Annotated in this window: 24 protein-coding genes; 21 read left to right on the forward strand and 3 right to left on the reverse strand. The window is 62.5% G+C overall.

The window, feature by feature from the left end; all coding sequences use genetic code 11:
- Nucleotides 1-21 precede the first annotated feature (21 nt).
- Both JV241A_RS07340 and JV241A_RS07345 read left to right on the forward strand, forming a co-directional pair.
- Nucleotides 22-954, forward strand: coding sequence for an ABC transporter ATP-binding protein (locus JV241A_RS07340; RefSeq protein WP_115085909.1), 933 nt, complete (start codon nt 22-24; stop codon nt 952-954).
- The gene (locus tag JV241A_RS07345) at nt 951-1730 is read left to right on the forward strand and encodes an ABC transporter permease (protein WP_115085910.1); all 780 of its coding nucleotides are present in this window, start codon (nt 951-953) and stop codon (nt 1728-1730) included. The genes JV241A_RS07340 and JV241A_RS07345 overlap by 4 nt, the downstream gene beginning before the upstream one ends.
- On the opposite strand, the gene JV241A_RS07350 is transcribed toward JV241A_RS07345, so the two are convergent.
- Nucleotides 1698-2240, reverse strand: coding sequence for a DUF2062 domain-containing protein (locus JV241A_RS07350; protein WP_115085911.1), 543 nt, complete (start codon nt 2238-2240; stop codon nt 1698-1700). The genes JV241A_RS07345 and JV241A_RS07350 overlap by 33 nt on opposite strands.
- A 143-nt stretch (nt 2241-2383) precedes the next feature.
- On the opposite strand from JV241A_RS07350, the gene JV241A_RS07355 reads away from it, so the two are divergent.
- The 8 genes from JV241A_RS07355 (at nt 2384) to murB (ending at nt 9215) form a co-directional block, all read left to right on the forward strand.
- Complete coding sequence (locus JV241A_RS07355) at nt 2384-4606, forward strand: DNA internalization-related competence protein ComEC/Rec2 (RefSeq protein WP_134061773.1); 2223 nt, start codon at nt 2384-2386, stop codon at nt 4604-4606.
- A gap of 70 nt (nt 4607-4676) precedes the next feature.
- Nucleotides 4677-5312: a MotA/TolQ/ExbB proton channel family protein gene (locus tag JV241A_RS07360; protein WP_166675661.1), complete on the forward strand. Its 636-nt coding sequence runs from the start codon at nt 4677-4679 to the stop codon at nt 5310-5312.
- The gene (locus JV241A_RS07365) at nt 5309-5740 is read left to right on the forward strand and encodes a biopolymer transporter ExbD (RefSeq protein WP_010223210.1); all 432 of its coding nucleotides are present in this window, start codon (nt 5309-5311) and stop codon (nt 5738-5740) included. Before JV241A_RS07360 ends, JV241A_RS07365 begins: the two co-directional genes overlap by 4 nt.
- Nucleotides 5740-6750: a tetraacyldisaccharide 4'-kinase gene (gene lpxK / locus JV241A_RS07370; protein WP_115085914.1), complete on the forward strand. Its 1011-nt coding sequence runs from the start codon at nt 5740-5742 to the stop codon at nt 6748-6750. Before JV241A_RS07365 ends, lpxK begins: the two co-directional genes overlap by 1 nt.
- A gap of 38 nt (nt 6751-6788) precedes the next feature.
- Nucleotides 6789-6974, forward strand: coding sequence for a Trm112 family protein (locus JV241A_RS07375; protein ID WP_038994143.1), 186 nt, complete (start codon nt 6789-6791; stop codon nt 6972-6974).
- Nucleotides 6971-7735: a 3-deoxy-manno-octulosonate cytidylyltransferase gene (gene kdsB, locus JV241A_RS07380; RefSeq protein ID WP_115085915.1), complete on the forward strand. Its 765-nt coding sequence runs from the start codon at nt 6971-6973 to the stop codon at nt 7733-7735. The genes JV241A_RS07375 and kdsB overlap by 4 nt, the downstream gene beginning before the upstream one ends.
- Complete coding sequence (locus tag JV241A_RS07385) at nt 7735-8199, forward strand: low molecular weight protein-tyrosine-phosphatase (protein WP_115085916.1); 465 nt, start codon at nt 7735-7737, stop codon at nt 8197-8199. Before kdsB ends, JV241A_RS07385 begins: the two co-directional genes overlap by 1 nt.
- The gene (murB, locus tag JV241A_RS07390) at nt 8196-9215 is read left to right on the forward strand and encodes a UDP-N-acetylmuramate dehydrogenase (RefSeq protein WP_134061774.1); all 1020 of its coding nucleotides are present in this window, start codon (nt 8196-8198) and stop codon (nt 9213-9215) included. Before JV241A_RS07385 ends, murB begins: the two co-directional genes overlap by 4 nt.
- 164 nt (nt 9216-9379) lie before the next feature.
- On the opposite strand, the gene rne is transcribed toward murB, so the two are convergent.
- A complete protein-coding gene (gene rne, locus JV241A_RS07395) occupies nt 9380-12526 on the reverse strand; it encodes a ribonuclease E (protein ID WP_240047840.1) in 3147 nt (1048 codons plus the stop codon).
- Nucleotides 12527-13271: 745 nt separating this feature from the next.
- Here rne and rluC point away from each other — a divergent pair.
- From rluC to JV241A_RS07410, 3 genes are read left to right on the forward strand one after another with little or no spacing between them, the layout of a single operon-like run.
- Nucleotides 13272-14228, forward strand: a complete 957-nt coding sequence (gene rluC, locus JV241A_RS07400) for a 23S rRNA pseudouridine(955/2504/2580) synthase RluC (protein WP_115085919.1) — start codon at nt 13272-13274, stop codon at nt 14226-14228.
- A complete protein-coding gene (locus JV241A_RS07405) occupies nt 14218-14910 on the forward strand; it encodes an HAD family hydrolase (protein ID WP_115085920.1) in 693 nt (230 codons plus the stop codon). Before rluC ends, JV241A_RS07405 begins: the two co-directional genes overlap by 11 nt.
- Nucleotides 14903-15886 carry a S49 family peptidase gene (locus JV241A_RS07410; protein WP_115085921.1) on the forward strand — a complete coding sequence of 328 codons (984 nt, stop codon included), beginning with the start codon at nt 14903-14905 and terminating at the stop codon, nt 15884-15886. The genes JV241A_RS07405 and JV241A_RS07410 overlap by 8 nt, the downstream gene beginning before the upstream one ends.
- Nucleotides 15887-15990: 104 nt before the next feature.
- Here JV241A_RS07410 and JV241A_RS07415 read toward each other — a convergent pair whose 3' ends face one another.
- Complete coding sequence (locus JV241A_RS07415; RefSeq protein WP_134061778.1) at nt 15991-16569, reverse strand: nucleoside triphosphate pyrophosphatase; 579 nt, start codon at nt 16567-16569, stop codon at nt 15991-15993.
- A 95-nt stretch (nt 16570-16664) separates the two neighbouring features.
- Here JV241A_RS07415 and JV241A_RS07420 point away from each other — a divergent pair, with 95 nt between their 5' ends.
- The 8 genes from JV241A_RS07420 (at nt 16665) to pabC (ending at nt 22824) form a co-directional block, all read left to right on the forward strand.
- Nucleotides 16665-17192 carry a YceD family protein gene (locus tag JV241A_RS07420; protein ID WP_115085923.1) on the forward strand — a complete coding sequence of 176 codons (528 nt, stop codon included), beginning with the start codon at nt 16665-16667 and terminating at the stop codon, nt 17190-17192.
- A gap of 13 nt (nt 17193-17205) precedes the next feature.
- Nucleotides 17206-17388: a 50S ribosomal protein L32 gene (gene rpmF / locus JV241A_RS07425; RefSeq protein WP_010223221.1), complete on the forward strand. Its 183-nt coding sequence runs from the start codon at nt 17206-17208 to the stop codon at nt 17386-17388.
- A 3-nt stretch (nt 17389-17391) separates the two neighbouring features.
- Nucleotides 17392-18402: a phosphate acyltransferase PlsX gene (gene plsX / locus JV241A_RS07430; protein WP_115085924.1), complete on the forward strand. Its 1011-nt coding sequence runs from the start codon at nt 17392-17394 to the stop codon at nt 18400-18402.
- Between the two features lie 129 nt (nt 18403-18531).
- A complete protein-coding gene (gene fabD, locus JV241A_RS07435) occupies nt 18532-19470 on the forward strand; it encodes an ACP S-malonyltransferase (RefSeq protein ID WP_134061780.1) in 939 nt (312 codons plus the stop codon).
- A gap of 16 nt (nt 19471-19486) precedes the next feature.
- Nucleotides 19487-20227, forward strand: coding sequence for a 3-oxoacyl-ACP reductase FabG (gene fabG / locus JV241A_RS07440; RefSeq protein WP_134061782.1), 741 nt, complete (start codon nt 19487-19489; stop codon nt 20225-20227).
- Nucleotides 20228-20423: 196 nt separating this feature from the next.
- Entirely contained in the window at nt 20424-20660 is a 237-nt protein-coding gene (gene acpP / locus JV241A_RS07445) for an acyl carrier protein (RefSeq protein ID WP_003175607.1), read from the forward strand.
- A gap of 104 nt (nt 20661-20764) precedes the next feature.
- On the forward strand, nt 20765-22009 hold the full coding sequence (gene fabF / locus JV241A_RS07450; RefSeq protein ID WP_115085927.1) for a beta-ketoacyl-ACP synthase II: 1245 nt from the start codon (nt 20765-20767) through the stop codon (nt 22007-22009).
- Nucleotides 22009-22824: an aminodeoxychorismate lyase gene (pabC, locus tag JV241A_RS07455; protein ID WP_134061784.1), complete on the forward strand. Its 816-nt coding sequence runs from the start codon at nt 22009-22011 to the stop codon at nt 22822-22824. The genes fabF and pabC overlap by 1 nt, the downstream gene beginning before the upstream one ends.
- Nucleotides 22825-22826 lie beyond the last annotated feature (2 nt).

Here is a 22826-nt window from a genome sequence, read left to right on the forward strand (position 1 = left end):
CAAACTGGTACGCGACCCGCTATGAGTTCTGCTCTGTCCATAAGGCAGCTAACCAAAACCTACGGCAACGGTTTCCAGGCCCTCAAGGGTATTGACCTGGATGTCGCCGAAGGTGACTTCTTCGCCTTGCTCGGCCCCAATGGCGCCGGCAAATCCACCACCATCGGCATCCTCTCGACCCTGGTCAACAAAACCAGTGGCAGCGTGAACATCTTCGGTCACGACCTCGATCGCCAACCCGCCGCGCTCAAGCGCTGCATCGGCGTGGTGCCGCAGGAATTCAACTTCAACCAGTTCGAAAAGACCTTCGACATCGTCGTGACCCAGGCCGGTTACTACGGCATCCCGGCCAAAGTGGCCAGGGAGCGTGCCGAGCAGTACCTGACCCAGCTCGGTCTGTGGGACAAGCGCGATGTACCGTCGCGTTCGCTGTCCGGCGGCATGAAGCGCCGGTTGATGATCGCCCGCGCCCTGATCCACGAGCCGCGCCTGTTGATTCTCGACGAGCCGACCGCGGGCGTCGATATCGAGCTGCGCCGTTCGATGTGGAGCTTTCTTACCGAGCTCAACCAGAAAGGCATCACCATCATCCTCACCACCCATTACCTGGAAGAGGCTGAACAGCTGTGCCGTCACATCGGCATCATCGACCACGGCACCATCGTCGAGAACACCAGCATGCGGGCATTGCTCAGCAAGCTGCACGTCGAGACCTTCCTGCTCGACCTCAAGCAGGACCTGCCCCAGGCGCCAAGCCTGGTCGGTTATCCGTGCCGGTTGATCACCCCGCACACCCTGGAAGTGCAAGTCGACAAGGAAGTGGGCATCACTGCGCTGTTCGGCCAGCTGGCACTACAGAACATCGAGGTGCAGAGCCTGCGCAACAAGACCAATCGTCTCGAGGAGCTGTTCGTGTCCCTGGTTGAGAAAAACCTGGCAAAGGTGGCGGTATGAGTTCGGAACTGAGCGCCAACCTGGTCGCCCTCAACACCATCGTCTACCGCGAAGTGCGTCGTTTCACCCGGATCTGGCCGCAGACCCTGCTGCCCCCGGCGATCACCATGGTCCTGTACTTCGTGATCTTCGGTAACCTGATCGGCCGTCAGATCGGCGACATGGGCGGCTTTACCTACATGGAGTACATCGTCCCGGGGCTGATCATGATGTCGGTGATCACCAACTCCTACGGCAACGTGGTGTCGAGCTTTTTCGGGAGCAAGTTCCAGCGCTCGATCGAGGAGTTGATGGTGTCGCCGGTGTCGCCGCACACCATCCTCGTCGGCTACACCCTGGGCGGCGTGTTGCGCGGCCTGGCGGTGGGGGTGATCGTGACCTTGCTGTCGTTGTTCTTCACCGACCTGCAGGTGCATCACCTGGGCGTGACCATAGTCGTGGTGCTGCTGACGGCGACGATTTTCTCGCTGTTGGGCTTCATCAACGCCGTGTTCGCACGCAATTTCGATGATATCTCGATCATTCCGACCTTCGTGCTCACGCCGTTGACCTACCTGGGTGGGGTGTTCTACTCGATTACCCTGCTGCCGCCATTCTGGCAGACCGTGTCGATGGCCAACCCGGTGCTGCACATGGTCAACTCGTTCCGCTATGGCATTCTCGGCGTGTCGGATATCCGTATTGGCGTAGCCATCAGCTTCATGCTGGTCGCCACTGCGGTACTGTACGTCGGATGCGCGCGCCTACTGGTCAGCGGGCGAGGAATGCGCACCTGATTGCTTGACCTTGCGCCGGCGCCACTGCCGGCCTACCCACCAGCGCCAATAGAGCATGGTCAGGCAGTAGGCGAGGGCGCCGAGCAACACGCCACACACCACCGAGCCGAGCAAGAACGGCTGCCACAAGGTCGACAGCTGGTCGGTGATCCACTCGAAGGTCAGTTCTTCAGGCAGGGTGCGCGGTGGGATCTGCATCAGCCAGGCGCCCATCTGGTAGGTGCAGAAGAACACCGGCGGCATGGTGATCGGGTTGGTCAGCCACACCAGGCTGACCGCGATCGGCATGTTGCCGCGCACCATGATCGCCAGGCTGGCGGCCAGCAGCATCTGCATCGGAATCGGAATGAAGGCGGCGAACAGGCCGACGGCCATGGCGCGCGCAACCGAATGCCGGTTGAGGTGCCAGAGGTTGGGGTCGTGCAACAGCCGGCCGAGAAAGCGTAAGGATTTGTGTTCCCTGATGCTGGTCGGATCGGGCATGTAGCGTTTGAAGAGACGACGCGGCATGTGGGGTCTCGGCAATCTGAAGGGTGCCAGTATGCACGGATTCTAAAACTGCCTTATTCAGACTTTGTGACAATTATTTAGCGAGCTGTTGCTGTCACTGATCTAAGCCTCAGGGGGTGGTTTACTTCTGGAGCTTCACGCTTATGCGCACAGGGATGTTGGCGCTTGCACTCGGGCTGATCAGCCTCGGGTTCCTACCGGTCGTGCCGTCCGTCTGGACACTTGTCCTGCTGACATTTATCGGGCTTTCCAGTCTGCTTTCAAGGCTCTGGCCAATCGGGCTGTTTCTGTTGGGACTGAGCTGGGCCTGTGTCTCGGCGCAATTGGCGCTGGATGAGCGCCTGGCGCCGCAGCTCGATGGCCGTACCCTGTGGATAGAAGGCCGGGTCACCGGCTTGCCGGAGCAGGGGGTGCGCTCGGTGCGGTTCGAGTTGAGCGACGCCGAGTCGCGTCGCGGACAATTGCCGCCACGGCTGCAGCTCAGCTGGTTCGGTGGGCCAGCGGTCAACAGCGGTGAATATTGGCGATTGGCCGTCAGCCTCAAACGCCCCTCTGGCTTGCTCAATCCTCACGGCCCGGATCAGGAAGCCAGCCTGTTGGCGCGACGTATCGGCGCGACCGGTAGTGTCAAGGCCGGGGAGCGTCTGCTGCCAGCGACAGCGGCATGGCGTGATGGCCTGCGCCAGCGCTTGCTGGCGGTCGATGCCCAGGGCCGAGAGGCGGCGCTGGTGGCGTTGATTCTGGGCGATGGTGGCGGGTTGGCGCGGCAAGACTGGCAAGTGCTGCAGGCTACTGGCACGGTGCACTTGCTGGTGATATCTGGTCAGCACGTGGGCCTGCTGGCCGGGCTGGTGTACGCCTTGATTGCCGGGCTTGCGCGCCTGGGCTGGTGGCCGCAAAGGCTGCCCTGGCTGCCTTGGGCGTGCGCGCTGGCATTTGCCGCGGCGCTGGCCTACGGCTTGCTGGCCGGTTTTCAGGTGCCGGTGCAGCGGGCGTGCATGATGCTAGCCATGGTGCTGCTCTGGCGCCTGCGTTTTCGCCACCTGGGCGTTGGCTTACCGCTGTTGCTGGCGCTGAATGCGGTGCTGCTGTGGGAGCCACTGGCCAGCTTGCAGCCAGGTTTCTGGCTGTCATTCATGGCCGTGGCCATTCTGATCTTCACCTTCAGCGGCCGCCTTGGCGCCTGGAACCCCTGGCTGGCCTGGAGTCGCGCCCAGTGGTTGATCGCCGTCGGCTTGTTGCCGGTGTTGCTGGCGCAAGGTTTGCCGGTGAGCCTGACGGCACCACTGATCAACCTGCTGGCAGTACCGTGGATCAGTCTTGCTGTCTTGCCCTTGGCGTTGCTCGGCACCCTGTTGCTGCCCGTGCCGTATCTGGGGGAGGGGCTGCTATGGCTGGCTGGTGGTGTGCTCGATGGCTTGGTCCGCTTGCTGGCTGAAGTCGCTTTATGGCGACCGGCATGGCTACCTCAACCGCTGCCTTTCTGGGCCTGGTTATTGGTGTGCCTGGGGGCGTTCCTGCTGCTGTTACCGCGCGGCTTGCCTATGCGGGTGCTCGGCTGGCCATTGCTACTGCTGGCAGTGTTTGCGCCGAGAGAGCGCGTGCCGGTGGGGCAGGTCGAGGTTTGGCAGCTCGATGTCGGCCAGGGGCTGGCTTTTGTTTTGCGCACCCGTCACCACGCCATGCTCTATGACGCGGGCCCCGCCATGGGCGATTTCGATCTGGGTGAGAGGGTGGTGTTGCCCAGCTTGCGCAAGCTGGGTGTGCGCAAGCTTGACCTGATGTTGCTCAGTCATGCTGACGCCGACCATGCCGGTGGTGCCCGCGCCGTGCAACGCGGCTTGCCGGTGTTGCGGGTGCTTGGCGGGGAAGCCGCGGCCTTGCCTGAGGTGCTGAAGGCGCAGCCTTGCAGCAGTGGCGAACACTGGCAGTGGGACGGGGTGGGTTTTTCCCTCTGGCAATGGCATGAGGCTGGCGACAGCAACCAGGATTCCTGTGTGCTGCTGGTCGAGGCGCAAGGCGAGAAGCTGCTGCTGACCGGCGATCTCGATGCCCGTGGCGAGCGGGCGTGGGCGCGGGACTGGCAGGCGGGCCGGATCGACTGGCTGCAATCGCCCCATCACGGCAGTCGCAGCTCATCCAGCGAGGCCTTGTTGAAGGCGACTGCGCCGCGTGGCGTGCTGATCTCCCGCGGGCGTTACAACGCCTTCGGTCACCCTCACCGGGAGGTGATGGCACGCTATCGGACGCACGGTATCCAGGCCTACGACAATGTCGAGCACGGTGCGCTGCGCCTGCAACTGGGCGCGTTCGGCGAGCCGCAGGGCCTGCGCGCACAACGGCGTTTCTGGCGCGAACCGAGATGACGACCTTCGGCAGATGAGCCCCCTGGGGTCCTATGGTAAAGTGGCGGACTTTTTTGAGGGGATGCTTACTGTGTGGGAATTGGTCAAGTCCGGTGGCTGGATGATGCTGCCGATCATTCTGAGCTCCATCGCTGCCATGGCGATCGTCGCCGAGCGTCTCTGGACCTTGCGCGCCAGCCGGGTCACGCCACCGCACCTGCTTGGCCAGGTGTGGATGTGGATCAAGGACAAACAGCTCACCAGTGACAAGCTCAAGGCCCTGCGCGCCGACTCGCCGCTGGGTGAGATCCTTGCCGCGGGCCTGGCCAACTCGCGCCATGGCCGCGAAATCATGAAGGAATGCATCGAAGAGGCCGCCGCCCGGGTCATCCACGAACTGGAACGCTACATCAATGCCCTGGGCACCATCGCCGCCATGGCGCCGCTGCTCGGCCTGCTCGGCACCGTGCTGGGCATGATCGATATCTTCAGTGCCTTCATGGGCACCGGCATGTCCACCAACGCCGCAGTACTGGCCGGTGGTATCTCCAAGGCGCTGATCACCACGGCAGCCGGCCTGATGGTCGGTATCCCGGCGGTGTTCTTCCACCGTTTCCTGCAACGCCGTATCGATGAGCTGGTGGTTGGCATGGAGCAGGAAGCGATCAAGCTGGTCGAAGTGGTGCAGGGCGACCGCGATGTCGACCTGGCCGAGGGCAAGGCGTGAAATTCCGGCGCAAGCCACGGGAGACCGTGGACATCAACCTGGCCTCGTTGATCGACGTGGTGTTCATCCTGCTGTTGTTCTTCGTGGTCACCACCACCTTCACCCGCGAAACCCAGCTGCGCGTCGAACTGCCGGAGTCGGTAAGCGGCGCGCCGGCACCGGATTCGGAGCTCAAGCAACTGGACATCACCATCAGCGCCGATGGCGTCTACTCGGTGAACAACCACCTGTTGCCCAAGAGCGACCTGGCGACCCTGACCGAAGCCCTGCAGCAGGAATCCGCAGGTGATACCAAACTGCCGTTGTCGATCAGCGCCGACGGCAAGACCCCGCATCAGGCGGTGGTGACTGCCATGGATGCGGCCGGCAAGCTCGGTTTCAGCCAGTTGCGCATGACCACGGTCGAGGCGGCCCAGGGGACACCCTGATGGCTTTTGCCGATCGCCTGCTCGATGCCTGGTACGCCGGGCATCCGGCCCTAGGGCTGCTGCGTCCGCTCGAAGCCCTCTATCGGCGGGTGGTGCTGGGCAAGCGCGCGCGTTTTCTCAGCGGTGAAAGCCAGAGTTACCGTGCGCCAGTGCCGGTGATCGTGGTGGGAAACATCACCGTCGGCGGTACCGGCAAGACCCCGATGATCCTCTGGTTGATCGAGCATTGCCGCCAGCAAGGCCTGCGCGTCGGCGTGGTCAGCCGTGGTTATGGCGCCAAGCCGCCGCAGCTGCCGTGGCGCGTGCGTGCCGAGCAGAGCGCGGCCGAGGCGGGCGATGAGCCTTTGCTGATCGTTCAGCGCAGCGGCGTGCCGTTGATGATCGACCCGGACCGTTCGCGTGCGGTGCAAGCCTTGCTGGCCAGCGAGCCGCTGGACCTGATCCTCTGTGATGACGGCATGCAGCACTACCGTCTGGCCCGTGATCTGGAGCTGGTGCTGATCGACGCCGCCCGCGGCCTGGGCAATCGCCGCTGCCTGCCGGCCGGCCCCTTGCGCGAGCCGGTGGAGCGCTTGCAGGACGTCGATGCGGTGCTCTACAACGGCGCCACGGCGGACCGGGCAGATGGTTTTGCCTTTGCCCTGCAGCCCACCGCGCTGGTCAATCTGCGCAGTGGCGAGCGTCACGGCCTCGACTGTTTTCCGCCCGGCCAGGCCCTGCACGCAGTGGCCGGAATTGGTAACCCGCAACGTTTCTTCAATACCCTGCAGGGGCTAAACTGGCGGCCTGTGCCACACCCTTTTGCCGATCATGCCGAGTACAGCGAGCAGGCCCTGAGCTTCACCCCTGCGCTGCCTTTGGTCATGACCGAGAAGGACGCGGTCAAATGCCGCGCCTTCGCTGCCGACGACTGGTGGTACCTTGCGGTCGATGCTGTGCCTTCGCCAGCCTTCCAGGCCTGGTTCGATGCTCAGCTTGCACGCTTGCTGCCCGGGTCGCGGCCCTCCTGATTCGTTTCTTTTTCCGGCCACTGGCCTGAGGAATTTCCATGGACACCAAATTGCTCGATATCCTTGCCTGCCCGATCTGCAAGGGCCCGCTCAAGCTCAGCGCCGACAAGACCGAGCTGATCAGCAAGGGTGCCGGTCTCGCCTACCCGATCCGCGACGGCATCCCGGTGATGCTTGAAAGCGAAGCCCGCACCCTGACCGATGACGAGCGTCTGGACAAATGAGCCTGGCCTTTACCGTTGTGATTCCGGCGCGGCTGCGCTCCACGCGCTTGCCGGGCAAGCCATTGCTGCCGATCGCCGGCAAGCCGATGATCCAGCACGTCTGGGAACAGGCGCGCAGAAGCAGCGCCAGCCGCGTGGTAATTGCCACCGATGACGCGGGCATCTTCAAGGTCTGCGAGGCCTTCGGCGCCGAAGTGCTGATGACCCGCGAAGACCATGACTCCGGTACCGACCGCCTGGCCGAAGTGGCTGCCAAGCTGGGCCTGGCTGCCGATGCCATCGTGGTCAACGTCCAGGGTGACGAGCCGCTGATTCCGCCGGTGATCATCGATCAGGTGGCGGCCAACCTGGCTGCCCATCCGGAGGCGGGTATCGCCACCCTGGCCGAACCGATCAGCGACGTCGAAGCGCTGTTCAACCCCAATGCGGTCAAGGTGGTCAGCGATTGCAACGGTCTGGCCCTGACCTTCAGCCGCGCACCGTTGCCCTGGGCGCGGGATGCCCTGGCGCAGAGCCGCGAGCAACTGCCGCAAGGTGTGCCGTACCGCCGTCATATCGGCATGTACGCCTACCGGGCCGGCTTCCTGCAGGATTTCGTCGCCTGGGGTCCGTGCTGGCTGGAGAAGACCGAATCGCTGGAACAACTGCGGGCCCTCTGGCATGGCGTGCGTATTCACGTTGCCGATGCCATCGATGCGCCGCCGGTGGGGGTCGACACCCCTGAAGACCTGGAGCGCGTACGGCGCTTGCTGGAGGCCTGATGCGGGTTTTGTTCGTGTGCCTGGGCAATATCTGCCGCTCGCCCACCGCCGAAGGCGTGCTGCGGCAACAATTGCAGGCTGAAGGTCTGGGTGAGTTGATCGAAGTGGCGTCGGCCGGTACCGGTGACTGGCATGTCGGCAAGCAGCCGGATACCCGCACCTGCCGCACTGCGCGCATGCGTGGCTATGACTTGTCGCAACAGCGTGCGCAGCAGATCAAGGCCGCGCACTTCAATGAATGCGACCTGATCCTGGCCATGGACAAGAGCAATCTTGGCCATCTGCAGGCCATGCGCCCGGCCGGGGCCAAGGCCGAGCTGGACCTGTTCCTGCGCCGCTATGAAGGCGCGCTGGACGAGGTGCCGGATCCTTACTACGGCGCCGAGCAGGATTTCGAAGAGGTCCTCGACCTGATCGAAGCCGCCTGCAGTCGTTTGGTCATCGAACTCAAGGGTCGTCTATGAGCGTGCAGTGGCAGCAACAGGTATCGCTCAAGCCGTATAACACCTTTGGCATCGATGTGAGGGCTCGGTACTTCACCGAAGCCCACAACGACGATGAGGTGCGGCAGGCGTTGGCCCAGGCGGGTGAGCAGGGTGTGCCGGTGCTGGTGGTGGGTGGCGGTAGCAACCTGCTGTTGACCGCCGATATCCAGGCGCTGGTGCTGCGCATGGCCAGCCGTGGCCTGCGCATCCTGACTGAGCGCGGCGAGCGGGTTGTGGTCGAGGCCGAAGCTGGCGAACCCTGGCATCCGTTCGTGCAGTGGAGCTTGTCCCAGGGGCTGGCCGGGCTGGAGAACCTCAGCTTGATCCCCGGCACGGTGGGCGCCGCGCCGATGCAGAACATTGGCGCCTACGGTGTCGAGATCAAGGATGTGTTCGCCGGGCTTACCGCGCTGGATCGCCAGACCGGTGAACTGCGCGACTTCAGCCTGGAAGAGTGCGCCTTTGCCTACCGTGACAGCCTGTTCAAGCGTAATCCGGGGCGCTGGGTGATCCTGCGTGTGCGCTTTGCCTTGAGTCGGGTCATGCATGCCCATCTGGATTACGGCCCGGTGCGTCAGCGCCTGAGCGAGCAGGGCGTCAGTCAGCCGACCGCGCAAAACGTCAGTGATGCGATTTGCAGCATTCGGCGGGAGAAGCTGCCCGATCCGCTTGAGCTGGGTAATGCCGGGAGTTTCTTCAAGAACCCGGTGGTGGCTGCAGTGCTGGCCGACAGGATCCGTTTGCAGTATCCGGGGCTGGTGGCTTATCCACAGGCTGATGGCCAGTTCAAGCTGGCTGCCGGTTGGTTGATCGAGCAGGCGGGCTGGAAGGGCCATCGTGAAGGCGATGCCGGGGTGCACCGCTTGCAGTCGTTGGTGCTGGTCAATTATGGCCAGGCGACCGGGGTGCAGTTGCATCAGCTGGCGCAGAAAATCCAGGCCGATATCCTTGAGCGCTTCGGGGTTGAGCTGGAAATGGAGCCGAACCTGTACTGAATACGCTGTGTTGTTCTGTGAGAGCGGGCTTGCCCCGCGATTGAGGTACAGGTGTTGCCTGCTGTGCTGGCTACACTGGCAATATCGCGGGGCAAGCCCGCTCCCACAGGCCATAAAAAAAGCCCCGCCAGTTACCTGGCGGGGCTTTTTTTCAGCCTGGATGATCAGACGAGCGGTTTATGCTCTTCTGCGGTTTCCAGTTTCTCTTCGACCACTTGTTCAGCCGGTGCAGCAGGCGCTTCTTCAGCGACTACGGCAGCGCTGGCTTCGGCGGCGACCGCTGCAGCGGCGGCTGCGGCAGCTTCGGCTTCACGCTTGCGACGGCGTACTTCACGTGGATCGTTCGGCGCGCGACCGCTGCTGGTCAGGGCGCTGGCCGGTGCTTCGACAGCAGGTGCCGGCTCTTCAACCGGTGCTGGCTCGACAACTGGCGCAGGCGCTTCGACTGCTTCGACGGCAACCACTGGCTCGGCCACAACCGGTGCCTGGACTTCAGGCTCTGGCTCGACCGCGGCAACAGGCTCGACCACTTCAGCTGGCGCAGCAACAGGGGCTTCGACTACTGGAGCGATACTGGCTTCTACTGCTGCTGGTGCTTCGACCGGGGCAGTAAAGGGTTGCTCGACAACCGGTGCGGCAGCGACTTCAGCAGCCTGAGCGGTTTCAACCACTTCGGCGACTTCAGAGGCTTCAACCACTGGCTGAGCAGCTTCGACGACGACGGTTTCGCTGGTAGCAACTTCAACAACAGCCGGCTCTTCGATTGTGGCAGTGGCGCGTTCGGCCTGCTGGTTGGCTTCGGCTTCGGCAGCGGCGCTGATGTTGCTGGTGGCAACAGCGGCAGTCACGGCCAGGCCAGCGGCCAGTTCAGCACCCAGCTCGGTGGCTTGCGGCTGCTCTTCGCTGCCTTCTTCCGAACCTTCTACCAGGTTGCCGTTGGCATCGCGTTGACGCTCGCGACGGTTGCTGCGGCGACGCTGGCCACGGGAGCGGCGGCGAGGGCGTTCGCCTTCGGTGCCTTCCAGGTTGTCATCCTGCAGCAGCTCTTCGTTCGGCAGTTGCTCTTCAGCAGCTTCAGCAGCCTGTTCGGCTGGGCGAGGCTGACGCTCTTCACGCGGCGGACGCGGTTGGCGCTCTTCACGTGGGGCACGTTCTTCACGCGGAGCACGTTCTTCGCGCGGTGCGCGCTCTTCACGTGGTGCGCGTTCTTCACGAGGCTGACGCTCTTCGCGCGGGGCGCGTTCAGGGCGTTCTTCGCTTACGGCCGGGGTGGCTGCGTCCAGTGGCTCGCGCAGTTCGCGGACCGGACGGTCCTCGCGGGGGCGGCGTTCTTCACGTGGTGCGCGTGGTTGACGCTCTTCACGCGGTTGACGTGGTGCGCGCTCTTCACGGGCAGGTGCTTCTTCGCGGGCTTCGCGTGGCTGACGCTCTTCACGTGGGGCGCGCTCGGCACGTTCTTCACGCGGTTTGCGGTCTTCATCACGGCGGCCGTTGCGGTTGCGGCTCTGCTGGCGACCGTTGCGGCGTTCTTCGTTGCGCTGCGGGCGTTCGGTGGCAGGCTTCTCGGCAACCACAGGCGCTGCGGCGGCAGGTTCGTCCTTGCCGGCGAACAGGCTGACCAGCGACTTCACCAGACCTTTGAACAGGCTTGGCTCAGGTGTGTGCTGGACTGGAGCGGCCACTGGTGCGGCAGCTTCGGCAGGTACCGGGGCGTTGGCGCGGGCCGGAGCGGTCTTGACGGCGGCTTCCTGGCGCACCAGGGTGCGGGTGGCGGCAGTCGGCTGGACTTCTTCGGTCTCGGCGGCGGTGATTTCGTAGCTGGACTGGCCGCTAAGGGCTTCCGGGCTGTCGTCGCGCAGGCGCTGGACTTCGAAATGCGGGGTTTCCAGGTGATCGTTCGGCAGAATGACGATACGGGCCCGGGTGCGCAGCTCGATCTTGGTGATCGAATTGCGTTTTTCGTTGAGCAGGAAGGCTGCAACCGGAATCGGCACTTGGGCGCGGACTTCGGCGGTGCGGTCTTTCAGGGCTTCTTCTTCGATCAGGCGCAGGATGGCCAGCGACAGCGATTCGACGTCACGGATGATGCCGGTGCCGCTGCAGCGTGGGCAGACGATGCCGCTGCTTTCGCCAAGCGATGGGCGCAGGCGCTGACGGGACATTTCCAGCAGGCCGAAGCGCGAGATGCGGCCAACCTGTACACGGGCACGGTCGGCTTCCAGGCATTCGCGGACTTTTTCTTCCACGGCGCGCTGGTTCTTGGCCGGGGTCATGTCGATGAAGTCGATCACGATCAGGCCGCCGATGTCACGCAGACGCAGCTGGCGGGCGATTTCCTCAGCCGCTTCCAGGTTGGTCTGCAGGGCGGTTTCCTCGATGTCGCTGCCTTTGGTGGCGCGCGCCGAGTTGATGTCGATGGAGACCAGGGCTTCGGTCGGGTCGATGACGATCGAGCCGCCGGACGGCAGGTCGACGACGCGCTGGAAGGCGGTTTCGATCTGGCTTTCGATCTGGAAACGGTTGAACAGCGGCACGCTGTCTTCGTACAGCTTGATCTTGCTGGCGTACTGCGGCATCACCTGGCGGATGAAGGTCAGGGCTTCTTCCTGGGCGTCGATGCTGTCGATCAGTACTTCGCCGATATCCTGACGCAGGTAGTCACGGATGGCGCGGATGATGACGTTGCTTTCCTGGTAGATCAGGAATGGCGCGGCGCGGTCCTGGGAGGCTTCCTTGATCGCGGTCCACAGCTGCAGCAGGTAGTCGAGGTCCCACTGCATTTCTTCGCTGCTGCGGCCAAGGCCGGCAGTGCGCACGATCAGGCCCATGTCGGCAGGGGCGACCAGGCCGTTGAGGGCTTCGCGCAGTTCGTTGCGCTCTTCGCCTTCGATGCGACGGGAGATGCCACCGGCACGCGGGTTGTTCGGCATCAGTACCAGGTAACGACCGGCCAGGCTGATGAAGGTGGTCAGGGCGGCGCCCTTGTTGCCGCGCTCTTCTTTCTCGACCTGGACGATGACTTCCTGGCCTTCGCTGAGCACTTCCTTGATGTTCACCCGGCCTTCGGGCGACTTCTTGAAGTATTCGCGGGAGATTTCCTTCAGCGGCAGGAAGCCGTGACGCTCGGAGCCGAAGTCGACGAAAGCGGCTTCAAGGCTAGGTTCGATCCGGGTGATCCGGCCTTTGTAGATGTTGGCCTTCTTCTGCTCACGCGCGCCGGACTCGATGTCCAGGTCGTAGAGACGTTGGCCGTCCACCAGAGCTACACGCAACTCTTCGGGTTGAGTCGCGTTAATCAGCATTCTTTTCATGTAATACCGTCGGTTTCCGGGCTGCCGGAAACGGCGTTCGGCACACACGACTTCTCACGGTCTGTGTCAGGTGCGCAAGGGGTGGCGGGCCACCCCCGTGTCCAGCAACTTTCGAGTCCGACTGGTCACCCAGTACTGCCGAAGTCGCGACGACGCGTCCTGCTTGCTGTGGTGTCAAATGCACTCAGTCAGGAGGAGGAATCAGCCTTCGGCCGTGGACGCCCGTGGGGCATCTTGATCAAGACCGGGTCCGGTCGCCTGGCCAATAGGCCGGTGGACTGGACGCAGTGCTACACGGTCCGACGGTTGTGCATCTCCACCCTACACGTATCCCTGATAATTCGGGTGCTGCCGCGCGCTGAATCCGCAACGGGTTGCATTTTCGCCAGCTCCATACGGGAGCCCGCGCCTTTTATGTCCAAGGCTGGTATTTCCGAAGCCGTCGCCATGACTGCGTGAAATTGACGGCACTGACAGAGTGGCAGCGAAAAAAAACGTGGGGGAGGGTGAAATACCGCTCTTGTAGTTTTTTATCGGTCTTCTCTGCGCGGCGCTGGTGGCGATTCCAGGCATTTCTGTAAACTGGCGAAAGCCCCGTCGGACGGCCTCGCGTCCTCGAGAATTGCGTCGGTCAGGGCCGGCTATAAGCCGTGAGTCCGCTGGCCAGCCGCTTTTGGCGGCGTTCGCGACTATAGCAGCAATCATTAAGTGCTTCAAATCCATAAAAAATTGTTATGATTGGCAAATGACGACTAATGCCCCTCCGACCTCCGGCGTCCAGCTGATCGAGGTCGCGCCGGAACTTGCCGGCCAACGAATCGATAATTTTCTCATCACTGCGCTCAAGGGTGTTCCCAAGACCTTGATTTACCGCATTTTGCGTAAAGGCGAAGTGCGCGTGAACAAGGGCCGGATCAAGCCCGAGTACAAGTTGCAGGCCGGTGACATCGTGCGCGTGCCGCCCGTTCGTCTGCCTGAGCGCGACGAACCGGTGCCGGTGGCCCAGGGTTTGCTTCAACGTCTCGAGGCGGCGATCGTCTACGAAGACAAGGCCCTGATTGTGCTCAACAAGCCCGCCGGCATTGCCGTGCATGGTGGCAGCGGCCTGAATTTTGGTGTGATCGAAGCCTTTCGTCAGATGCGTCCGGATGCCAAGGAGCTGGAGCTGGTCCATCGCCTGGACCGCGACACCTCTGGCCTGTTGATGATCGCCAAGAAGCGCAGCATGTTGCGTCACCTGCACGCCGCCCTGCGTGGTGATGGTGTCGACAAGCGCTACATGGCGCTGGTTCGCGGTCACTGGGCTACCGCCAAGAAGCAGGTCAATGCCCCGTTGCTCAAGAGCAACCTGCGCTCCGGCGAGCGCATGGTTGAGGTCAACGACGAGGGTAAAGAGGCGCTGACGATCTTCCGTGTGCTGCGCCGTTTCGGCGAGTTCGCGACGATTGTCGAGGCGCGGCCGATCACTGGGCGCACCCACCAGATTCGCGTGCATGCCCTGCATGCCGGGCATTGCATCGCCGGCGACAGCAAGTATGGCGATGAAGATTTCACCCGCGAGATCCGCGACCTGGGTGGCAAGCGCCTGTTCCTGCATGCCTACGCCCTGACCGTGCCGCTGCCTGATGGCGGCGAGCTCAAGCTCGAGGCGCCGGTGGACGATATGTGGGCCAAGACCGTGGAGCGCCTGAGTGCAGCGTGATTACGACCTGCTGATCTTTGACTGGGACGGCACCCTCGCCGATTCCATTGGCCGGATTGTCGAGGCCATGCACCTGGCCGCCGGTCGCGCGGGCTATGCGACCTGCGATGACGAGGCGGTCAAGGGTATAATTGGCCTGGCGTTGCCCGAAGCCATCAGTGTGCTGTATCCGCACCTCGATGCTGTCCAGGTGGCTGCGTTCCGCCAGCATTACGCTGACGTCTACATGGCTCTGGACGACCAGCCTTCACCACTGTTCGACGGTGTGGTCGAGTCGCTGGAGGGCTTTCGTGCCGAGGGCTATCGCCTGGCGGTGGCTACCGGCAAGGCCCGCCGCGGGCTTGATCGGGTGTTGCGCGCCAACGGTTGGGAGGGTTACTTCGACATCACCAGGGCAGCCGACGAGAGTCGCGGCAAGCCGCACCCGCAGATGCTCGAGGAGATCCTTGCTCATTGCCAGGTCGAGCCGCAGCGTGCGTTGATGGTCGGGGATTCATCATTCGACCTGTTGATGGCCAGCAATGCCGGCATGCATTCGGTCGCGGTTGGCTACGGCGCCATGTCGCTGGAGGCCTTGAGCGCCTTCGGGCCACAGGTGTGTATCGATCATTTTTCGCAGTTGCAGGCCTGGCTTCGTCGCTCGCCTGTGGCGGCACATTCCAGGGTAGGTGAGCATGGCTGACGAGTGGAAGGCGCCCAGCGCCGAAGGCAACGAAGAGCAGAAGAGCTGGAAGCTGCTGGAGAAAACCCTGCTGGCCGGCGTTCAGGAGCAGCGTCGGGCCCGGCGCTGGGGGATTTTCTTCAAGCTGCTGACCTTCGTCTATCTGTTCGGCATCCTTGCCCTGTTTACTCCATTGATGGACATGGACAAGACGGCCTCGCGCAGTGTCAGCCATACCGCGCTGGTCGAAGTGCGCGGCATGATCGCTGACCAGGAGCCAGCCAGCGCCGACAATATCGTGGGTGGTCTGCGTGAAGCGTTCAAGGACCCGAAAACCAAGGCGGTGATCCTGCGCATCAACAGCCCGGGTGGCAGTCCGGTGCAGTCGGGTTACATCTACGATGAAATTCGCCGTCTGCGCGCCGAATACCCGGCAATCAAGCTGTACGCGGTCATCAGTGACCTGGGGGCTTCCGGTGCCTATTACATTGCCAGTGCTGCTGATCAGATCTACGCCGACAAGGCCAGCCTGGTTGGCTCCATCGGTGTGACTGCGGCCGGTTACGGTTTTGTCGGTACCATGGAGAAGCTGGGTGTCGAGCGCCGTACCTATACCGCGGGTGAGCACAAGGCCTTCCTCGATCCGTTTCAGCCGCAAAAGCCTGCGGAGACGGCGTTCTGGCAGGGTGTGCTGGAAACCACCCACAAGCAGTTCATTGCCAGCGTCAAGCAGGGCCGTGGCGAGCGCCTCAAGGACAAAGAACACCCTGAACTGTTCAGTGGCCTGATCTGGTCGGGCGAGCAAGCATTGGCGCTGGGGTTGGTGGATGGCCTGGGCAGTGCTGGCTATGTGGCGCGCGAGGTGGTGGGGGAGAAGGAGTTGGTTGACTTCACTGTCGAGGAGTCGCCGTTCGACCGCTTCTCCAAGCGCCTGGGTGCCAGTGTTGCCGAGCACCTGGCCATGTGGATGGGCTTCCAGGGGCCATCGCTGCGCTGATTGTCTGGTGCATTGAAAAAGCCGACCCTTCGAGGTCGGCTTTTTATTTGTGTAGGGGCGGGCTTGCCCTGTGATATCGATATGACCGCTCGCTCCCGCAGGTGTCAGGGCAGGTTCACGCCTTCAGTCAGCAGCATATCCACCAGGCGAATCAGCGGCAGGCCGATCAGGCTGGTGGCATCCACCCCGTGGGTGCTCTGGAACAGGCTCACACCCAGGCCTTCGGCCTTGAAGCTGCCGGCACAGTCGTAGGGTTGCTCGGCGCGCAGATAGCGCTCGATGCGCGGCAGGTCCAGCTCGCGCATGTTCACCGTGAAGGGCACGCAGTCGACCTGGCAGTGGCCGGTAGCGCTGTTGAGCAGCGCCAGGCCGGTTAGAAAGGTGACGTGATTGCCGCTGGCGGCCAGCAGTTGCTCGCAGGCGCGTTCAAAGGTGTGGGGTTTGCCGAGGATCTGCTCGCCAAGCACGGCGACCTGGTCGGAGCCAATGATCAGGTGTCTGGGGTGGCTGTCGGCCAGGGCCTGGGCTTTCTCCCGGGCCAGGCGTTTGACCAGGTCAAGGGCGGGTTCTTCAATCAGGCGTTGTTCGTCGATATCCGGGGACGCCCAGCTAAATGGCAGGCGCAGGCGTTCGAGCAGTTCGCGCCGGTAAGGTGAGCTGGAAGCCAGTAATAAAGGCAGCATGATAGACTCCTGGGCAGGTGAAACGATTCTAACATGCTGAACGGGGCCGAATTTCCTTTGACAGGGGCGGGGGTCATCCCTAGAATGCTGCGCCTATGTTGAATGACCCGATTCCACCTCACGTTGACCCGCGCAAATTGGCCGATCGTGGTGTTTCCCTCGAAGGAACACTGCAACTCGCCGATTTGGAGAGACTCTGCGACCCGCTTTCCGACACTGTCGGTACGGTGCAGGCTAAATTCGATTTTGAGCGCGACGAGCAAAAGGCTGTGGTTATCCACACCGACCTGCACGTCGAGGTCAAGATGGTTTGCCAGCGTTGTCTTGAGCTGGTCACCCTGCCGATCCACAGCGAAACTACATACGCCGTGGTGAAGGAGGGTGCGAATACCCAGTCGTTGCCGAAAGGTTATGACGTGCTGGAACTGGGCGAAGATCCTTTGGATCTGCAGGCCTTGGTCGAGGAGGAGCTTCTGCTCGCCTTGCCTATCGTGCCTGCTCATCATCCGGAAGAATGCCAGCAGCCGGCGGGCGCCGATGAGCCCGAACCGAGCAAGGACGAGGTAACACGGTCCAACCCGTTCAGTGTATTGGCGCAGTTAAAGCGTGACCCAAACGTTTAGGAGTTAATCAATTATGGCTGTTCAGCAGAACAAAAAATCCCGCTCTGCCCGTGACATGCGCCGTTCGCACGACGCCCTCTCGGAAAACGCTCTGTCCGTAGAGAAAACCACTGGTGAAGTGCACCTGCGTCACCACGTATCGCCAGAAGGCGTATACCGTGGTCGTAAAGTGATCGACAAGGGCGCTGACGAGTAATCCTTGTCCGCTCAGATCATCGCGATTGACGCAATGGGCGGGGACTTCGGTCCCCGCAGCATTGTTCAGGCGAGTATTGCTTGCCTGTCGGCTACCCCCTCGCTGCACCTGACCCTCGTCGGTCAACCCTCCCTCCTTGAAGATCTTATCGCTGGCCAGTCGGCAGCGGATCGCGCGCGCCTGCAGATCGTGGCCGCCAGCGAAGTGATCGGCATGGACGAGCGGCCGTCCCAGGCGCTGCGCGGCAAGCCCGATTCGTCCATGCGCGTGGCCCTGGAACTATTGCGTGATGGCAAGGTTCACGCCTGCGTGAGTGCCGGCAACACCGGTGCGCTGATGGCGTTGTCGCGCTATGTATTGAAAACCCTGCCCGGCATCGATCGCCCGGCCATGGTTGCCGCCATTCCCACCCAAACCGGTTATTGTCAGCTGCTCGATCTGGGCGCCAATGTCGACTGCAGCGCGGAAAACCTCTACCAGTTCGCCGTGATGGGCTCGGTGGCCGCCCAGGCCCTGGGGATCTCCCGGCCGCGTGTGGCCTTGCTCAACGTCGGCACCGAAGACATCAAGGGTAATCAGCAGGTCAAGCTTGCTGCCAATCTGCTGCAGAACGCCCGCGGTCTGAACTACATCGGCTTCGTCGAAGGTGACGGACTGTACCGTGGCGAGGCGGATGTGGTGGTGTGCGACGGCTTTGTCGGCAATATCCTGCTCAAGTCCAGCGAAGGCCTGGCGACCATGATCGGCTCGCGCATCGAGGCCCTGTTCAAGGGCGGGCTTGGCGCGCGCCTGGCCGGGGCTGTGGCCATGCCGCTGCTGCGCCGGTTGCAGGCTGACCTGGCGCCGGCGCGACATAATGGCGCAAGCTTCCTCGGCCTGCAGGGCATCGTCATCAAGAGTCATGGTTCTGCCGGCGTGCAGGGCTTCCAGAGCGCCATCCAGCGGGCGCTGATCGAGATCCAGGAGAACCTGCCGCAACGCCTGCACGGTCGCCTGGAAGACCTGTTGCTTTAGGCATATGCCTCAGGAAGTGGTTAAATGTGACCGCTTGGTCCTCGTTACCATCCAACTCTTCAGTTTCTTGTGCTCAGCCTGGTGCTGGGCGCTTTATTTCCGACGACAAGATCACTAGGGGCTTGTTCAATGTCTGCATCCCTCGCATTCGTCTTTCCCGGTCAAGGTTCGCAGTCCCTCGGCATGCTCGCCGAGCTGGGCGCCCAGTATCCGCTGGTCATTGATACCTTCCGTGAGGCCTCCGAGGCTCTGGGCTATGACCTCTGGGCGCTGACCCAGAACGGTCCGGAAGAGCAACTCAACCAAACCGACAAAACCCAGCCGGCCATCCTCACCGCTTCGATCGCCTTGTGGCGCCTGTGGCTGGCCGAGGGCGGCGCGCGCCCGGCATTCGTTTCCGGCCACAGCCTGGGCGAATACAGCGCCCTGGTTGCCGCTGGCAGCCTGAGCCTGGGTGACGCTGTGAAGCTGGTCAAGCGTCGCGGCGAACTCATGCAAGAGGCCGTTCCGGCCGGGCAGGGCGCCATGGCGGCAATTCTCGGCCTGGACGACGCTGTCGTCGTGGGGATCTGCGCTGAAGCTGCCCAGGGCGAAGTGGTCAGTGCGGTCAACTTCAACTCGCCTGGCCAGGTCGTGATCGCCGGTGCCAAGGCGGCCGTCGAGCGCGCCATGGAAGCCTGCAAGGCTGCCGGCGCCAAGCGTGCACTGCCGCTGCCGGTCAGCGTGCCGTCGCACTGTGAACTGATGCGCCCGGCTGCCGAGCGCTTTGCCGAGTCGGTCAATGCCATCGACTGGCAGGCCCCGCAGATCCCGCTGGTGCAGAACGTCAGTGCCGCCGTTGCGGCGGACCTCGACACCCTCAAGCGCGACCTGCTGGAGCAACTGTACAAGCCGGTGCGTTGGGTCGAGTGTGTGCAGACCCTGGCCGCCAATGGTGCGGTACAGCTGGTCGAGTGCGGCCCGGGCAAGGTTCTGGCCGGCCTGAACAAGCGCTGCGCCGACGGCGTCAACACCTCTAACCTCAATACCCCGGATGCTTTCGCCGCGACCCTCGCGGCGCAGGCCTGATTTAGGAGAAACTTGCATGAGCCTGCAAGGTAAAGTTGCCCTGGTTACCGGCGCCAGCCGTGGTATCGGCCAGGCTATCGCCCTGGAGCTGGGCCGTCTGGGCGCTACCGTGATCGGTACCGCCACCTCCGCTTCGGGCGCCGAGCGTATCGCCGCGACCCTCAAGGAGCACGGTGTCACCGGTACCGGCCTGGAACTGAACGTGACCAGCGACGAGTCGGTCACCGCCACCCTGGCCAAGATCCAGGAGCAGTTCGGCGCACCGACCATCCTGGTCAACAACGCTGGCATCACCCGCGACAACCTCATGCTGCGCATGAAGGACGACGAGTGGTTCGACGTCATCGACACCAACCTGAACAGCCTCTACCGTCTGTCCAAGGGCGTTCTGCGTGGCATGACCAAGGCGCGTTGGGGTCGTATCATCAGCATCGGCTCGGTGGTCGGTGCCATGGGTAACGTCGGCCAGGTCAACTATGCTGCTGCCAAGGCGGGCCTGGAAGGTTTCAGTCGCGCTCTGGCGCGTGAAGTCGGTTCGCGCGCGATTACCGTCAACTCGGTGACCCCGGGTTTCATCGACACTGACATGACTCGCGAGCTGCCTGAAGCTCAGCGTGAAGCCCTGCAGACCCAGATCCCTCTGGGACGTCTGGGCCAGGCTCAGGAAATCGCCAATGTGGTGGCTTTCCTGGCCTCTGAAGGTGCAGGCTATGTGACCGGCGCGACCATTCCGGTCAACGGCGGCATGTACATGTAAAATCGAATGTGACGGATTGCTTCAAAAAAATGTCATACGAGCTGTCTAAAATCCGTTATAAAGCTGCAATCAGATTCTAGTTGGTTGGCGGGTGTGGTCTCGTAAGGCGTGTTGCGCTTGAAAAGCAGACGTCTTTCTATACACTTACACACCGGCCAGCTGCCTGACATATGTCCATTAGGAGTGAAAACAAGGTATGAGCACCATCGAAGAACGCGTCAAGAAAATCGTCGCCGAGCAACTGGGCGTTAAAGAAGAAGAAGTAGTGAACACTGCTTCCTTCGTCGAAGATCTGGGTGCCGATTCCCTTGACACCGTTGAGCTGGTGATGGCTCTGGAAGAGGAATTCGAGACCGAAATCCCTGACGAAGAAGCCGAGAAGATCACTACTGTTCAAGCTGCTATCGACTACGTCACCAGCCACCAGGCCTAAGACGTTGTAGTCGTCGCTTCTTGTCATGGAAAAACCGCACTGCCTTCGCCGGCGTGCGGTTTTTTCTTTACAAGAGATGTAGTCAATTGAATAAGGAGAGTGCTGTGTCGCGTAGACGCGTCGTGGTCACCGGTATGGGTATGCTGTCGCCACTGGGTACGGATGTGCCGAGCAGTTGGCAGGGCATTCTGGCTGGCCGCAGTGGCATAGGTCTGATCGAGCATACTGACCTGTCTGCCTACTCCACCCGTTTTGGCGGCTCGGTAAAGGGCTTTGAAGTCGAGCAGTACCTGTCGGTCAAGGAAGCCCGCAAGCTCGATCTGTTCATCCAGTACGGCCTGGCAGCCGGTTTTCAGGCAGTGCGTAATGCCGGCCTGGAAGTGACCGATGCCAACCGCGAGCGCATTGGCGTGGCCATGGGCTCGGGTATCGGCGGCCTGACCAACATCGAAGAAACCAGCCGGACCTTGCATGATCAGGGCCCGCGGCGCATTTCGCCATTCTTCGTACCGGGTTCGATCATCAACATGATTTCTGGTTTCCTGTCGATCCATCTGGGTGTACAGGGGCCTAACTACGCTATTTCCACCGCTTGCACCACCGGTACCCACTGTATCGGCATGGCCGCGCGCAACATTGCCTTCGGTGAAGCCGACGTGATGATCGCCGGCGGTGCGGAAATGGCTGCCTGCGGTCTGGGCATGGGCGGTTTCGGTGCGTCGCGGGCGCTGTCGACCCGCAATGACGACCCGACCCGTGCCAGCCGTCCGTGGGACAAGGGCCGTGATGGCTTCGTCCTCGCCGACGGTGCCGGTGCGCTGGTACTCGAAGAGCTCGAGCACGCCAAGGCCCGCGGCGCGACCATCTATGCCGAGCTGGTTGGTTTCGGCATGAGTGGCGATGCCTACCACATGACCTCGCCGCCAGAAGATGGCAGCGGTGCTGCGCGCTGCATGGTTAACGCCCTGCGCGATGCCGGCCTGAACGCCAGTGACGTTGATTACATCAACGCACATGGCACGTCGACGCCAGCAGGCGATCTGGCAGAGTCCTCGGCGATCAAGTCGGTGTTCGGCGACCACGCCTACAAGCTGGCCGTCAGCTCGACCAAGTCGATGACCGGTCACCTGCTGGGTGCTGCCGGTGCTGTTGAGGCAATCTTCAGCGTGCTGTCGATCAACAGTCAGGTGGCGCCGCCGACCATCAACCTGGATGAGCCGAGCGAAGGTTGCGACCTCGACTTCGTGCCACACCAGGCGCGGACCATGCCGATCGAGGTGGTGCTGTCCAACTCCTTCGGTTTTGGTGGCACCAACGGCTCGCTGGTGTTCCGCCGGTTCGCCGGCTGATGCACAGCTGGGTCGATGGCCTGCCGGCAGATGCGCTAACGCTGCAAAGCCGGGGGCTGGCCTATGGCGATGGTCTGTTCGAGACCCTCGTCGTACGTGCCGGTCGGTCATCGTTGCTCGAGTACCACCTCGAGCGCCTGGCGCTGGGTTGCCAGCGCCTGGCGATCAGCGCCGATCACGGCCTGATTCGCGACGAGCTATGCCGTTACGCCAGCTTGCTGGGTGACGGCGTACTCAAGCTTATTGTTACCCGCGGCGACAGCCAGCGCGGCTATGCGCCGGCCGCTGGCGTGGCGCCACGGCGTATTCTCCAGGGCAATCCCTTGCCCGGTTATCCCGCACAACATGCCGAGCAGGGCGTTCGCCTGTTCGATTGCCAGACGCGCCTGGCCGAGCAGCCGTTGCTGGCTGGCCTGAAACACCTCAACCGCCTCGAGCAAGTGCTGGCCCGTGCCGAATGGCAGGATGCCGGGCATGCTGAAGGTTTGATGCGCGATGTTTCCGGGCGCATCATCGAAGGGGTGTATAGCAACCTGTTCCTGGTGCGCGACGGTCAGTTGCTGACTGCCGACCTGAGCCGCTGTGGTGTGGCCGGGGTGATGCGTGCAGCCTTGCTCGATCACGCCAGGGATGCCGCGATCCCCTTGCAGATAACCGACTTGAGCCTGCAGGACCTGCAGCAGGCCGACGAAGTATTCGTCTGCAACAGCGTCTATGGCATCTGGCCGGTGCAGGCTTTTACATCGCTGAACTGGCCGCCGGGGCCGCTCACCCGTAAACTGCAGGCCATTGCCCGTACGCTACTGGATACCTGATT

This window comes from Pseudomonas sp. JV241A, from assembly GCF_900275665.1.
GTDB classification, from domain to species: Bacteria; Pseudomonadota; Gammaproteobacteria; order Pseudomonadales; family Pseudomonadaceae; genus Aquipseudomonas; species Aquipseudomonas wadenswilerensis.

Excerpts from the sequence above, each read along its gene's own strand:
- kdsB (WP_115085915.1), top strand. The coding sequence starts at position 6,971 with ATGAGCCTGGCCTTTACCGTTGTGATTCCGGCGCGGCTGCGCTCCACG.
- fabD (WP_134061780.1), top strand. The coding sequence starts at position 18,532 with ATGTCTGCATCCCTCGCATTCGTCTTTCCCGGTCAAGGTTCGCAGTCC.
- acpP (WP_003175607.1), top strand. The coding sequence starts at position 20,424 with ATGAGCACCATCGAAGAACGCGTCAAGAAAATCGTCGCCGAGCAACTG.
- murB (WP_134061774.1), top strand. The coding sequence starts at position 8,196 with ATGAGCGTGCAGTGGCAGCAACAGGTATCGCTCAAGCCGTATAACACC.
- JV241A_RS07350 (WP_115085911.1), bottom strand. The coding sequence starts at position 2,240 with ATGCCGCGTCGTCTCTTCAAACGCTACATGCCCGATCCGACCAGCATC.
- lpxK (WP_115085914.1), top strand. The coding sequence starts at position 5,740 with ATGGCTTTTGCCGATCGCCTGCTCGATGCCTGGTACGCCGGGCATCCG.
- JV241A_RS07415 (WP_134061778.1), bottom strand. The coding sequence starts at position 16,569 with ATGCTGCCTTTATTACTGGCTTCCAGCTCACCTTACCGGCGCGAACTG.
- JV241A_RS07410 (WP_115085921.1), top strand. The coding sequence starts at position 14,903 with ATGGCTGACGAGTGGAAGGCGCCCAGCGCCGAAGGCAACGAAGAGCAG.
- rpmF (WP_010223221.1), top strand. The coding sequence starts at position 17,206 with ATGGCTGTTCAGCAGAACAAAAAATCCCGCTCTGCCCGTGACATGCGC.
- JV241A_RS07340 (WP_115085909.1), top strand. The coding sequence starts at position 22 with ATGAGTTCTGCTCTGTCCATAAGGCAGCTAACCAAAACCTACGGCAAC.
- rne (WP_240047840.1), bottom strand. The coding sequence starts at position 12,526 with ATGAAAAGAATGCTGATTAACGCGACTCAACCCGAAGAGTTGCGTGTA.
- pabC (WP_134061784.1), top strand. The coding sequence starts at position 22,009 with ATGCACAGCTGGGTCGATGGCCTGCCGGCAGATGCGCTAACGCTGCAA.
- JV241A_RS07420 (WP_115085923.1), top strand. The coding sequence starts at position 16,665 with ATGTTGAATGACCCGATTCCACCTCACGTTGACCCGCGCAAATTGGCC.
- rluC (WP_115085919.1), top strand. The coding sequence starts at position 13,272 with ATGACGACTAATGCCCCTCCGACCTCCGGCGTCCAGCTGATCGAGGTC.
- JV241A_RS07385 (WP_115085916.1), top strand. The coding sequence starts at position 7,735 with ATGCGGGTTTTGTTCGTGTGCCTGGGCAATATCTGCCGCTCGCCCACC.
- fabG (WP_134061782.1), top strand. The coding sequence starts at position 19,487 with ATGAGCCTGCAAGGTAAAGTTGCCCTGGTTACCGGCGCCAGCCGTGGT.
- JV241A_RS07345 (WP_115085910.1), top strand. The coding sequence starts at position 951 with ATGAGTTCGGAACTGAGCGCCAACCTGGTCGCCCTCAACACCATCGTC.
- JV241A_RS07355 (WP_134061773.1), top strand. The coding sequence starts at position 2,384 with ATGCGCACAGGGATGTTGGCGCTTGCACTCGGGCTGATCAGCCTCGGG.
- JV241A_RS07375 (WP_038994143.1), top strand. The coding sequence starts at position 6,789 with ATGGACACCAAATTGCTCGATATCCTTGCCTGCCCGATCTGCAAGGGC.